Here is a 12,588-nt window from a genome sequence, read left to right on the forward strand (position 1 = left end):
AATGGTACATCAGGAAGTTTTCCGGATAAACGGGAAAATTGAAGTCCCTCTGGATTATGATACCCTTCTGGAGCAGTAAAGGTAACCAGAGAAGTATATTGATGGAAATGAGTATTAACGCACCTCTTTTAGTGCGGTTCATCAGTACTCACCGAAAATGATTTTCAAAGGAACTTATCAAACGGGAAGGGGTAATCCCATCAATAGTATCCCACTCTTTGTGACCCAATTGGTTGAAGAGGTTAATATTTTTATTCTCATATGCTATTCCAAAGAAGGGCTTTCGTGCAATCCACGAGAAAACAATCGAATGATACCTCATTCCCACAAAAAAATTAACATTGTGCTTTATCAAAAAGTACCATAGGATAGGATTCGCCTGTTCCACAAGAAGCACGTTGGTTCTGACCCTAAGACGCTCCCTAATGGTATCCAGTACAGTTCTGTCATCTTCTATTCTGGATTCCGTTTCCGCAAAGGGAAACAACAGCCACAAAACATCTCCCCGATATTCTGAGTTCACATGGTCTATAAACGTGGTAACCACTTTCAAAACGTGGTTATTAAGTGAAGGATCCTTGGTGGGCTTTATAGATAATCCCACCACAAATTTTGAAGATGCCATCTCAAGAATCTGAGAGTACAAAGGCCACTCCTCAAGCAAGTGCTCATACCTGGCCAAATTCCTATCAAGGTATCTAAGGTAAAGAACGGCATAGTCGTCCACTAGTCCGGCTTTTCTTTTGACTCTTTCCCAGAGGGCATCATACGATTCGGTATCCCTAACGGTTATACCGTCACTGAGCATTGCCGCTAAGTTAACAAAAAACCGCTCAGGTCCAGAAGCCGTTTTGTATATCCCAACACCCCTAAATGTGACTCTTTTGAGACTAATCTTGGATAATATAGCAAAAATTGGAATCATCTTCGCCAGCCTTCCAGTGTAACCGCTCCAAATACCACCTCCTCCAATTATGACCTTATCTGAATGGCATAGATTCTCAAGAAGCGCTCGAATGTCATAGACGTAAAAAGAAGATACTGTCCCTTCAAGCTCTGAATGATATTTGGCTTCAAATCCAGGGTTTCTTGTGGGGATAACGACAGAAATATCCTCCCCATTACTTGACAATTCAAGAACGAGGCCTTTTAGGATAGTTTCATCACCTATGTTGAAATTACCGTAATTCCCAATAACAAAGTTGACCTCCCCCATTTCAGTCTCCTCCACTGTCATAGAGAAGTTTCACACTCTCTAAAATCCCTTCAAACTTATCTGCACTCTCGTCCCAATTAAACCTCCGGGCCCATTCCAAGGCGTTCTCGCTCAATCGTTTTCTGAGCGCTTCATCAGTGTATAGTTCTTCAATTGCATTGCTCATAGCCCCAGGACTCGCATCACAGAGTAGTCCATTATATCTGTGTTTTATTGAATCCCTAAGTCCAGGAACATTATATCCAACAACTGGAGTGCCCAAAGCATTGGCTTCAATTACCACCCGCCCCCAACCCTCCCGGATTCCGGGAACTAGTAGGACATGAGCCCTTTTCATGAGGTCGATTTTCTCCCTTTCAGGTACAAAGCCCTTGAAATCAATATTGCCCTCGTGACCGTATCGCTTTTTGAGGCTGTCCATAAGTTCCCCTCTCCCAACAAGCCATAATTTCCCTCTACCAAACATTTTAAACGCTTTTATGGCGTCTTCTGGCTTTTTAGTTGGAGTCAATCTACCCACGAAGATAGCCGTGAATTCTTCTTCCTTTTCAGGAACATCATCCAAAACATTCCCGTCCAAACCGTTGTAAACTATTTCAACCTTTCTAAATCCCAGCTGTTCCAAGTCCTTCTTCGTAGACTCCGAGACGGTTATTGTTTTTGTATTCTGATAGTACTTCAACCAGTATGGTTCCAGAAAATACTTTCCTATAATATTAACAGGAAAGGGGGTTTTGTAGTCCCAAAACTCAACTGCCAGCTGGTGTATCAACGCTACTATCGGCTTCTCGACATATTTGGGTGTTAAGAAGGGCCTAGTGTTTATTTCATCGATAATTATATCAAAGTCATTCCTGTTCTCTCGGTAGAACCGTTTTGCGTGTGAATAAACCGTATCAAAGACACCAACGATTTTTCCCCTACGGACAACTTCAATCCCGTCGATTTCTGCCCTAGGTTCAGCTCCCTCGAAATATGATGTGAACAGCGTAATTTCGTGCCCATTCTCAATTAACCTCTTTGCGATTTCATGAGTATAAACCTCCGCGCCCCCAGCCTCTGGGTGTTCTATGTCCTTCCAGTTGAGCCAAAGGATTTTCATCTATCCTCACCATCATAATAATGAAGTAAGTTCTTCCTGTAAAATATAGCCAGGGTGTCAATGAACATCCTTACTATCTCCCGGTAGGTCATGGAGGAATTAAAAACATTATGCTCAATTTTAATTGGAATCTCGTGAATTCTATAGCCATACATGTTTATGACAGTCAAAAGCTCGACATCAAATGCATACTTTTTGACCAAAATTTTTGAGAAGGCATTTTCTAGAACCTCCCGTCTAAAGACTTTCAACCCAACCTGGGTGTCACTAACATCAAGTTTGAGCAAAACCTTTACCAGTGACCGGTACCATATGCTGAAGAGCCGACGTTTCATGGAGTAATCCACCCTAGCCCCGGGAAGATACTTGGAGCCAATGACCACATCATATCCATTATTTAGAGCCTTCAAAAACCTTCGTATCTGGAATGGCGGAATTTCAAGGTCGGAATCAAAAAATACAATTATGTCACCCACACTCTTTTCAAAGCCCTTTTTGAGGGCATAACCTTTTCCTCTATTTTCAGGATAACTTGCCAACTTGATATTTTTGTAGCTCTCACACAGCATTCTGGCAACTTCTTCTGTGTTATCTGTGGAGCCATCGTTGATTATAACTATCTCATAGTCAAGGCCTCTCAGCTCTTTCATCGTTATCTTTACTGCATTCTCTAGGGTCTTACCCTCGTTATACGCAGGCATTAAGACGGACACTAGGGACATTATGCCTTCCTCCCAGCAGAGATAGAAAGTACGCTAACTAAAATAAACCCCACTCCAATTAAAATGTTAATTATTCCCGAGACCGTTCTGACGAGAGTAAGTGCAATGATCTCGATTATTAGGATACCCATTAGATACCGCAGAATTCTCATTTCGGCTATTGACAGCAGATAATTAATAATTACACCTGAAAGCGCAAAGAAAGTCATAGCCAATCCATACTTCCAAAGGTAAGGGGCAACACCAAGATATTTTTCACCGTAGACGAAAGTTATAATGAACTCGGGAAAGAGTGCATAAATTAGAACCACACTACCAGATATCAACGACGCTAGCACCAATGCCTTAAGTAAAAGATGAAAATGCTGCTCTCCCCGTTCATACCTCTCTGCGGTTTTGGGAAACACCACCACCCCAATGGCCCCAGGAGCAAAGAGGGCTATTTTACCCAAGACTGAGATCGCCGAATAATATCCTGCCTCCAAAGGCGATAAATAGTGTTTTACAAAGATAACATCAATGTTCCACATAGTGGTATACGCAAATGTCACTAGAAAGGTTAGTCCACCATACTGCACAATCTTCCCGATGTCTACGAGTCCATCGTACTCATAATCGAACAAATCCCTCAGAAAGATCAGAGTTATTACAAAAGTCGCAACATGGGCCAAAAAGACTCCTATTATCCCACCCAAAACCCCGTAACCCAGCAATACAAGACCAAAGCCAAAAAGAAGCTTAAAAAATGCCCACGAAGAGACACTGACCCCCAAAGCTCCGAACCGCTGGAGCCCTCTCAGAGTGCCCTGATAGACGGGGAGTATTAATCCAAAGGGCATCGAAGCGAACAGGATAACAATGAAAATATTATTCTCAATCCTAAGGAACTTAGAGATAAATGGAGAAAGCAGTACTAGAACACCATACATTCCCATGCCTAAGGTCGCAAAGTCCCTGCTAGCATTGATGAGAATAGCCTTAATTTTTCCGTATTCCCCTCTCACGCCATAAATTAACGTGAACTTCGTTATTGAAGTATTTATCGTGGTGAAAAGCACTGAGAGTATGTAAAACAGTGAGAGAAGACTAAAAAGTTCTCCATACTCCTGGGGAGTCAACAGCCTCCCCACCAGAAGCTGGTAGAGATAATTGAAGAAGTTGGAGAGCGTCATCGCGATCATCATTATGACAGTGTCCCTTAAGAATTTCTGACTAGTTATCCTAGCTTTTATTGAATCCATGTACCATCCTCCTACGAGGATCACTAGTTCCAGTTCGGTACCTCGAATTTAAAATTTTCCATCATATTTGGGTTTAGAGCATACAACGCGTCCATCTGGGCTTAATAAGGTTCTCAGTATAGACCTGAATGGGTTACTCATGAGACTTTACTTCTGTTCTAGAGGAAACCACGTCATCTATCCTGAAAACACCCCCGTCAAGTACTCCTTCATCACCCAGGCAAACATATCTAACAACAACACTTCCATTAATGTCAGCCGGTAGGACGAACTCGTTCTTTCCTTTAACCTCGTACTGTCTTTTGAAGACCATTGTGCCGTTGTCGAGGTACCCAAAAATTCTTATTGTGGTGCCAGTACTGTTAGTAAACCGAAGAACAACAGACCCGTTTTCTGAAGTAACAACCACGTTTGGATGCTCAAATCGGAAGATCTTGATGTATCCCCCGTCGGAATAAATCTCCGTGAAGTTTGGCTGGTTGCCAGTGAACATAAGCCGTGCCAAGGGTGTGTCGAAGGCGTTGCCGTTCATCAGCACGGCGTAGCCGTAGTTGAGGTTTATATAAACATAAGCATCGGCGTTTGGTTTATCCTTTAGTGACACACGCTCCACAGACCTGCCCTTCTCCACAAAAACTTCACGGGGCAGAAGCGTCACCCCACCCGCGTTAATCTCAACACTCCAGGAGTTTTCGCCAGGAACCACCATAATTGAATACACACCTCCCGAAAAGATAAATACCCCACCGGGAGATGACACCAGCGGCATCGGAATCATTGCGTATTCTGAAGGTGAGGCATTTGCGGTATTCAGAATGGCTCCAAATTTCAGTACTGTATCATAGGAGACCACCACATAATCCACTCCCCGCTCCATAAGGCTCTTCTCTGATCTTCTCCCGAGATAGTACTCTGCCACAAACTTATCCGGGGCAAGCTGTGAAACCGGAGCCCTATTCGAGTAGTAAGTTACCCAGTTGCCCTGATCCCACCACGTCAGGACAACATCGTTTATGTTTGAATCCGCCCCCAGGTACGTCAGTGCTTCTTTCCAAGCATCATTAACAAACGGCCTGATGTCCAGCGTATTCTGGACACCCTGGAAGCACGTAGCCACGGGGAGGAAAATGAGTACTCCAATAAGGGTAACCGCACCCCACCGCAGGGCCTTAAACCGGGATAACCCCACATGGTACACCCTCACAAGTCCAATCCCCACCATAAGAGCTACCGCTAGTGAAGCAAGGAAGAGGAATCTAACCCACAGAAAACCCATGGGAAGTACCACAATGGCAAAACCAAGAAGTAAAAAATCCTGTATCCTGACGCGCTTAGGAAGAAAGCTCAAGAAAAACGTTGGCACCAAGAACAGCGAAATGCCATATGCTACCCACAAGTCCCTAAAGGTAGCCATTCTAACCTCCGAGATGGGACCAGATGGGAACATGCCCTGGATAATCTCGTCTACTGTTCCGTAGTACTTCACCCAGAGCCATAATACAACCACTACTCCAATCCCAACAAGTAGGACTCTCTGTTTTCTTTCCCTCAGAAAACTGGAAAACACAAACATACCCAATATCGCCACCGCGGAAATAGGAACCGCGTATTTAAGGAACATCAACAGGAAAGCATCATTGATGAATCCAAACTGAAGTCCAAACTTCTCCGCAAGCTCCTCACCTAACGGTCTGCCCTCTCCAAGCAACGCCATCCCAAAGTTATCGCTCAGGAAGTTCGCCAGAAGTGCTCCCAACCCAGTGGCTATTACAAGAGCCGTTGCATCTACGAAAGCATTCCTTTCTTCCAGTAGAAAAGCACCTACCGCCATAAAGATCGCACTTTCGAGGAGAAAGATAAAGATCGGATAGTATGCCTGCCAAAATATCGCAGAAAAACCACTCGCAAAGGCAGGTATAATGTAAAAGACCAACCGGCGGTACTCCCATCGTTTATCGTTTTTTGACAGGGCCAAGGAGATACCAAAGAGTGCCACGCTATACCAGAAGAGCATGTAGTTGTCGCCCCTGTAGTAGCCGGCCATCGAGCGGAAGACGTGGCCGAAGCTAACAGCGAGGAAGAATGCCGAGAGGAAGGCCTCCTTTTTCCCGTAGAGCTTCAGCACGGCGAGATACGTGAAGATCACGGTGAAAACACCGAATATGACGGGGGTCACTCTGAAGGCGTTGTAGAGAGAAACACCGAATGGAGAAAGGAGCTTGTAAACGTAAGCTGGTGTCATCCAGAGACCTAGGGGGTGAAACTGACGTACCTGAAACCCCCACGGGCCGGTGGCGTAGGGAAAGAAGTTCACCCATTCCCCTTTCTCCAGCGCGTAGCGAATATACGCGAGATGAAAATATGGATCGTAACCGATGAGGTACTTGAAGCGCATTGGAAGGAGCCTAATCACGGAGGCCAGGAAGACGAGCGCCAGAATAGCGCACCTCGGCCTGAGAAGTAAGCGGCATGCCCCCTCCAATTTTTCCCGGATCCCAGCAAGCTCCATTTACCTCCCTCACTCTCCCCTCTGTATCTTCGCGTGCCCGCCGACGAGGCTCTTCCTCAGCTCGAGGTTCCTTATCTCACACTTCTCGTCGATGATGGAGCGCCAGATGGTGGAGTTTTTGATAACGGTGTTCCTGAAGATTATGGAGTCGCTGACGTCGGAGTTCTCAATGACGCAGTTCTCGCCTATGTATGCGTAGGGGCCAATTATGGAACGGCCGAGTATTTTCGCACCGCGCTTTATGACGACCGGCGGGATTATCTTGGCGTAGGGGCTTATCTGGATCTCCTCGACGTGGCTCTCGCGTAGCAGGGTCTTGAGGGCCTCCAGGTAGCTGTCGGCTGAACCTATGTCGTACCAGTACTCGGAGAAGCGGTATGCCTTTATCGGCTCGCCCCTCTCCAAGAGCCACTGAAGGAAGTAGCCGGGGGAATCGCGGTTGCCGTTGGAGAGGTACTCGTCGATGCGCTCCATAACAGCCTTCGGGAACACGTAGACGCCGGTGCTTATGAGAGTCGAACGCGGCTGGGCCGGCTTCTCTTCAAAGGAGATTACCCTGTCCCCCTCCAGAACCACCACGCCGTAGCGCTTGGCCAGGTTGAGGTCACCGACGTCGTAGACCGCTATCAGCGTCCTGCCGTCGTAGGCCCTGAGAAAGTCCGCCAGGGAGAAGGAGAAGAGGTTGTCACCGGCGATGACGAGGTAGTCGTCAAGGCCCAGCTCATCGACGGCCTTCTTCATGGCCCCGATCGTGCCGAGCTTCTCCTCCTCGTGGAGGGTGTCCTCGACGATGAGCTCAATCCCCCGCTCCTCCGCGTAGGGGCGGAAGTGAGCCTCGAAGAAGCGGTTCGTGGAGATGTAGGTCTCGAGTCCAAGCTCCTCCACCTTCTCCAGTATGTAGTCCAGTATGACCCTGTTACCGACGGGCAGGAGGGCCTTGGGGTTGTCCTTGGTTATGGGCCAGAGTCTGGTGGCGTAGCCGCCCGCCATTATGAGGATCTTCATTGACACCACCACTGCAAGGTCATCAAAGCCGTCACAGATTGAGTCCAAACGTATTTAAATAATTTTGTCTCATCATCGGCGGTGGTACGAATGAAAGTCCTGGTAACGGGAGGTGCCGGGTTCATAGGCTCTCACCTGGTGGACAGGCTGATGGAGCTTGGCTGGGAGGTCAGGGTTCTCGACGACCTCAGCGCGGGAAGCCTGGACAACGTAAGGCGCTGGCTGGGCAAAGAACGCTTCGAGTTCATCGAGGGGGACATGAGGGACCCGAAGATCGTTGAGGAGACGGTTGAAGGCGTCGATGCCATCTTCCACCTCGCCGCCAACCCCGAGGTTAGAATAGGCTCCCAGAGCCCGGAGCTCCTCTACGAGACCAACGTGCTCATAACATACAACCTGCTCAACGCGATGAGGGACTCAAAGGCCGAATACCTCGTCTTCACGAGCTCATCGACGGTCTACGGCGACGCGCCCGTGATTCCAACGCCCGAGGACTACGCCCCGCTCGAGCCGATAAGCGTCTACGGCGGTGCCAAGCTGGCGTCAGAAGCTTTAATCAGCGGGTACGCCCATACCTTCGGGTTCAAAGCTCTGATATTCCGCCTGGCTAACATCATAGGCGAGCGCTCCAACCACGGGGTAATCTACGACTTCATAAACAAGCTCAGGAAGAACCCGGAGGAGCTGGAAATACTCGGCGACGGGACGCAGAGGAAGAGCTACCTCCACGTGAGCGATACGGTTGATGGAATACTCAAGATCTTCGAGCACTTCAGGAAAGGAACCCAAAGGGTGGACTTCTACAACCTCGGCAACGACGACTGGATAACGGTGACGGAGATAGCCAAGATAGTGAGCGAGGAGATGAACCTTAATCCGAGGTTCCGCTTCACCGGCGGCGTCGACGGCGGCCGCGGATGGAAGGGCGACGTCAAGTTCATGCGCCTGAGCATAGAGAAGGCAAAGAAAACAGGCTGGAGGCCAAAGCTTGACAGCTACGGGGCCGTGAGGAGGACCGTGAGGGAGCTTCTCGCCTCACTCCCAGGCTGACTTTCACTTTATGACCTCGTACACCTTTCTCGCCACGATGAAGGCGAAAGCTAGAAGGAGCAGGTAAGCGGAGAACTTCAGCGAGTCCTTGACGTCCCTCGGCAGGTAGAACTCGCCTATCTCAAGGGTTATCAGAATGCCGATGAGGGCAACGGTGAGGAATATCTCAGTCGAAGGGCTGAGGAGGGCCGAGAGGACTATCCAGACAGCGAGGAACAGGAGGACGTTCTCCCTCATAGCCATTTTTCTATCCCACCGAGGCGCTCTAGGGTTACCTTCACGTGCTCGTTCTTTCTCTCAACCGAGCGGATCCTGAGAAGTTCACCCGTGCCGATGGCTATTCCCAGGAGAACCGCCGAAACGGCAGGGTCGGCGTGAACGGAACCGTCACACAGTGGCTTGGCGAAAACCTCTATCGTCCCGTCCTCCCTCTCAAAGGCCTCCGCCGAACCGAGCCCCAGGGCGCTCAGGACGGAGGAGACTGCTGAGGAGGCATAGCCAACTCCAGTCCCAGAAAGCTCGCCCACGTTCTCGACGGTGTACTCCAATATTCCCCAGCCAGGGGGAGGGCTTACTAGCAGGCCGCTTTCCGCCTCCGGGCCGGTCACGAAAACGCTCTCACCATCGAGCCTTCCAAGGGGGAGGCGGAAGTCGTCGGTGCTCGGGAGGAACACGCCGCCAGAGGGCAGGTTTTCGTAGGGCGGGATCACCACGGGAGGGCCCGTTAGATTCAAACCGCGCCGGAGGTTTTCCAGGAAAGCACAGGAGGGTTCAACGGCCAGAAGGAGGGCCTCCTTGTCCACCCTGTCCCCGAGGGGCAGTGCTGCGAGAACCAGGCCGAGCACTATGGCACCGAGGCCAAGATTAACAACGCCCGTGCTTCCTGAGGTACCCCCGTAGTACCACAGCACGATCCCAGTTATTGTCAGAACACTCCCGGCGAGGCGTCCCATTTTAACACCTTCGATGAATAAACTTAAAAGGTTTTTATGCCTTATGGGTGTGATAACGATGAGGAGGGTTCCACTTTTAATAATCCTTATTCTAATCATAGGCTCCCTCCCCCCCGCGGCTGGAACGGCCGTGTCAGAACCGGTTCAGCGAGACGTTTTTTTGTACAACTACTTCTCGAAGGTCCTCATCAGGTTTGAGTACTCCCTCAAGTACGCCCTCCTTAACGAGAGCTACGGCCTAAAGCTGGCCAACCTGACCCTCAACGAGCTTGAGCTCATAAACCAGGAGAGCCTGTATTACCGAGAGAGGGGAGTGAACTCGACGGTAATGGTCGTGATACCGCCATTCCACGAGTTCGCCCAGGACCTCCTAGTCCTGACCCGGCTCACCCTTGAGTTCCACAGGAACCCCTCCCCCGAGCTCGCCGCAGGGATCCTGGGAACGGTGGACGACATGGAGAAAGAGCTCAACGCCATAGACCTGCTGAAGCTCCGCAACGGAACGAAGGTCCTCACCTTCAACACGAAGGGCGTCAGGAAGGAGCTGGAAAAGATAAGAAACCTCGCCTCCTCCGCCCCACCGGGTGGGGGTTTCCTGATAGGCGTCTCGACCGACGAACCTATACTCCACCAGACCATCACGATATTCGGCTCCTGTCCCGGCAACGACACCGTAACGATAGTGATAGAGGGCGGGAACTCCACTGTGCTGCTGCCGGTGACGCCCTCGAACGGGTTCTTCTCAAAGAGCTACCGATTCAGCGAGATTGGAACGTACAGGATACACGCGACCCAGGGGGGAAACAGCTCGAACACCGTGGAGGTAAGGGTGAGGAAGATCCCGACGAGGTTCATCGTCGATGATGTTTACAGCTCGCTCATCAACCACACCGTCACGCTCTCCGGAAGGCTCGTGGACTACTACGGCGAGTACCTGGGGGGCAGGGAGATAGACGTGGGAAACGAGACCCTGGAAACCGGCCCGGACGGCGGCTTCTCCAGGGAGTACTTCTCACCCGTGGCGAGGGAGTTCAGCGTCGTCCTGAAGTTCGCGGGAGATGAAGAGCACGAGGGGACGTCCAAGAAGGTACGGATCGTGTTCTCAAAGTATCCCGTTTCCATAACCCTGACCGGTCCATCAAAAATCACACTGGGGAAAACGGCCACCTTTAGAGGAACCCTCGAACCGGAAATACCGGCCACGCTGGTGGTGTACGTGAACGGGACGGAGCACTCCCGAATAGAGTCCCGGGACGGCAATTTCACGTTCACACTGAAGCCAGACCTCCCGGGAGAGTTCGAGGTTTACGTCAAATTCCCGGGCAGCGTGAGGTACGGCGAGGCCGAGTCGAACACGGTTATCCTCAGCGTGGTTCCCCCGGAGAGCGCGTGGCCCAGGTACGCCGCGATAGCGGTTCTTGGGATCCTGCTGGCGGCCGGGACGGCGGTGCTGAGGAGGCGCGGGGAAGGAAAGGCGCCCTCCCCAGAGGGGTCTGAGGGAATCCCCGCTAAGAGAGCGCCCGTGACGGCGGGAGAGAGGATTGAGGTGCCGGAGGACGTCGGTGGAGCGTACACCCTGCTGAGGAAACTGCTGGCGGAGAGGCTCGGCGTGGGGGAGAACCTCACTCCGAGGGAGGCGCTGAGGGCTCTCGGCGGGTGGGAACTCTACCCGGAGCTGGAGAGGGTGACGCTATTGCACGAGAAGGCGGTCTACGGCGAGATGCCCCTGAGCGGGGAGGAGCTGGTGGAGTTCAGGGGGAACATCGAGAGGCTCGTGAGGGGGCTTGAAAGATGAACAGGACGGTCAAGTACCTCACACTCCTCCTTCTGCTCTTCGCCCTCATCACGATGCCCATAACCGTGCCCCTCTTCAAAAGCTCGACCCAGTACAGCATCTTCAACTGGAACTGGGACGGAACTTCCAAGTTCGCGAGGCTGGCCGGTTCCATGGGCAGGGAAATCGTCCCGATCTTCGAGTCCTTCGACATCGCCAACATCAGCGAGAAAAGCGGTGTGCTCCTCATAATCGGACCCAACATGACGTTCACCGACGCGGAGGTGGCACAGATAAGGGCGTTCCTCGAGAGGGGCAACACCGTCCTTATAGCGGACGACTTCGGAACGGGGAACGATATCCTCCGCGCCCTCAAGCTGCCGGTTGGAATATCCGAGTACCCCCTCAGGGACTTCTTCTACGAGACCGATGACAGGCTCATCGTCGCTGTCAGAATAGAGAACCCCCTCCTTGCCAGGAACGTGAGCAGGATCGTCACCAACGAGCCCTCCGGAATAATAGTGGCCAGAGAGGGAGAAGCCTACGCCAGCAGGGTCGCAATGATAAACCTGCACAGGAGAATGTTCCCGATAATGGCCGAGGTGCCCTACGGGAAGGGCAGGGTCATCGTGCTCTCAGACCCCGACGTTCTCGCCAACATGCAGTTCAGGGATAACGAGCAGTTCCTGCGCAACCTCGTGGACTACCTCGGTGGGGGAACCTTCTACTTCGACGAGGCCCACCACCCGGACTTCAGCCTATACACGGTTGGAACCGTCACGGTGACGCGTGTCCTGCCAAAGGACAGGGCGGGAGAGCTGATACTGGCAGTAGCGACGCTCCTTCTCGCGAGAGAGCTGGGACTGTTCAGCGCGCTTGGAAGGCTTATCCACAGGCTCCTCTCGCGCTTCTTTGGGCGGAAAGTGGGCACTGAGGAACTCGCCCTGGCCCTCGCCAAGGAGCGGGGCTGGGACGAGGGAGAAGTACTGGAAATGCTGAGGAGAATGGGTGGTTGA

Annotated in this window: 11 protein-coding genes; 3 read left to right on the forward strand and 8 right to left on the reverse strand. The window is 51.1% G+C overall.

Annotation, left to right across the window (positions count from 1 at the left end):
- Window positions 1-148 precede the first annotated feature (148 nt).
- The 6 genes from E3E27_RS06930 to E3E27_RS06955 all read right to left on the reverse strand — a co-directional run bounded on the left by E3E27_RS06930 (window position 149) and on the right by E3E27_RS06955 (window position 7,795).
- On the reverse strand, window positions 149-1,231 hold the full coding sequence (locus E3E27_RS06930) for a polysaccharide pyruvyl transferase family protein (protein WP_167773964.1): 1,083 nt from the start codon (window positions 1,229-1,231) through the stop codon (window positions 149-151).
- A complete protein-coding gene (locus tag E3E27_RS06935) occupies window positions 1,218-2,318 on the reverse strand; it encodes a glycosyltransferase family 4 protein (RefSeq protein ID WP_167773965.1) in 1,101 nt (366 codons plus the stop codon). The genes E3E27_RS06930 and E3E27_RS06935 overlap by 14 nt, the downstream gene beginning before the upstream one ends.
- On the reverse strand, window positions 2,315-3,040 hold the full coding sequence (locus E3E27_RS06940; protein WP_167773966.1) for a glycosyltransferase family 2 protein: 726 nt from the start codon (window positions 3,038-3,040) through the stop codon (window positions 2,315-2,317). The genes E3E27_RS06935 and E3E27_RS06940 overlap by 4 nt, the downstream gene beginning before the upstream one ends.
- Window positions 3,040-4,305, reverse strand: coding sequence for an oligosaccharide flippase family protein (locus E3E27_RS06945; protein WP_371731570.1), 1,266 nt, complete (start codon window positions 4,303-4,305; stop codon window positions 3,040-3,042). The genes E3E27_RS06940 and E3E27_RS06945 overlap by 1 nt, the downstream gene beginning before the upstream one ends.
- Before the next feature lie 109 nt (window positions 4,306-4,414).
- Window positions 4,415-6,790, reverse strand: a complete 2,376-nt coding sequence (locus E3E27_RS06950; protein ID WP_167773967.1) for an oligosaccharyl transferase, STT3 subunit — start codon at window positions 6,788-6,790, stop codon at window positions 4,415-4,417.
- Between the two features lie 9 nt (window positions 6,791-6,799).
- Window positions 6,800-7,795, reverse strand: coding sequence for a sugar phosphate nucleotidyltransferase (locus E3E27_RS06955; RefSeq protein WP_167773968.1), 996 nt, complete (start codon window positions 7,793-7,795; stop codon window positions 6,800-6,802).
- A 90-nt stretch (window positions 7,796-7,885) separates the two neighbouring features.
- Here E3E27_RS06955 and E3E27_RS06960 point away from each other — a divergent pair, with 90 nt between their 5' ends.
- A complete protein-coding gene (locus E3E27_RS06960; RefSeq protein ID WP_167774085.1) occupies window positions 7,886-8,845 on the forward strand; it encodes an NAD-dependent epimerase/dehydratase family protein in 960 nt (319 codons plus the stop codon).
- Between the two features lie 3 nt (window positions 8,846-8,848).
- Here the strand turns inward: E3E27_RS06960 and E3E27_RS06965 are convergent, their stop codons facing one another.
- Both E3E27_RS06965 and E3E27_RS06970 read right to left on the reverse strand, forming a co-directional pair.
- Window positions 8,849-9,088: a hypothetical protein gene (locus E3E27_RS06965; protein WP_167773969.1), complete on the reverse strand. Its 240-nt coding sequence runs from the start codon at window positions 9,086-9,088 to the stop codon at window positions 8,849-8,851.
- Window positions 9,079-9,798, reverse strand: a complete 720-nt coding sequence (locus E3E27_RS06970; protein WP_167773970.1) for a hypothetical protein — start codon at window positions 9,796-9,798, stop codon at window positions 9,079-9,081. Before E3E27_RS06970 ends, E3E27_RS06965 begins: the two co-directional genes overlap by 10 nt.
- A gap of 58 nt (window positions 9,799-9,856) precedes the next feature.
- On the opposite strand from E3E27_RS06970, the gene E3E27_RS06975 reads away from it, so the two are divergent.
- Together E3E27_RS06975 and E3E27_RS06980 are read left to right on the forward strand one after the other, a co-directional pair.
- Complete coding sequence (locus tag E3E27_RS06975; protein WP_167773971.1) at window positions 9,857-11,593, forward strand: DUF4129 domain-containing protein; 1,737 nt, start codon at window positions 9,857-9,859, stop codon at window positions 11,591-11,593.
- Window positions 11,590-12,588 carry a DUF4350 domain-containing protein gene (locus tag E3E27_RS06980; protein ID WP_014788685.1) on the forward strand — a complete coding sequence of 333 codons (999 nt, stop codon included), beginning with the start codon at window positions 11,590-11,592 and terminating at the stop codon, window positions 12,586-12,588. Before E3E27_RS06975 ends, E3E27_RS06980 begins: the two co-directional genes overlap by 4 nt.

The sequence above is a fragment of the Thermococcus sp. MV11 genome, assembly GCF_012027285.1.
Lineage (GTDB): Archaea > Methanobacteriota_B > Thermococci > Thermococcales > Thermococcaceae > Thermococcus > Thermococcus cleftensis.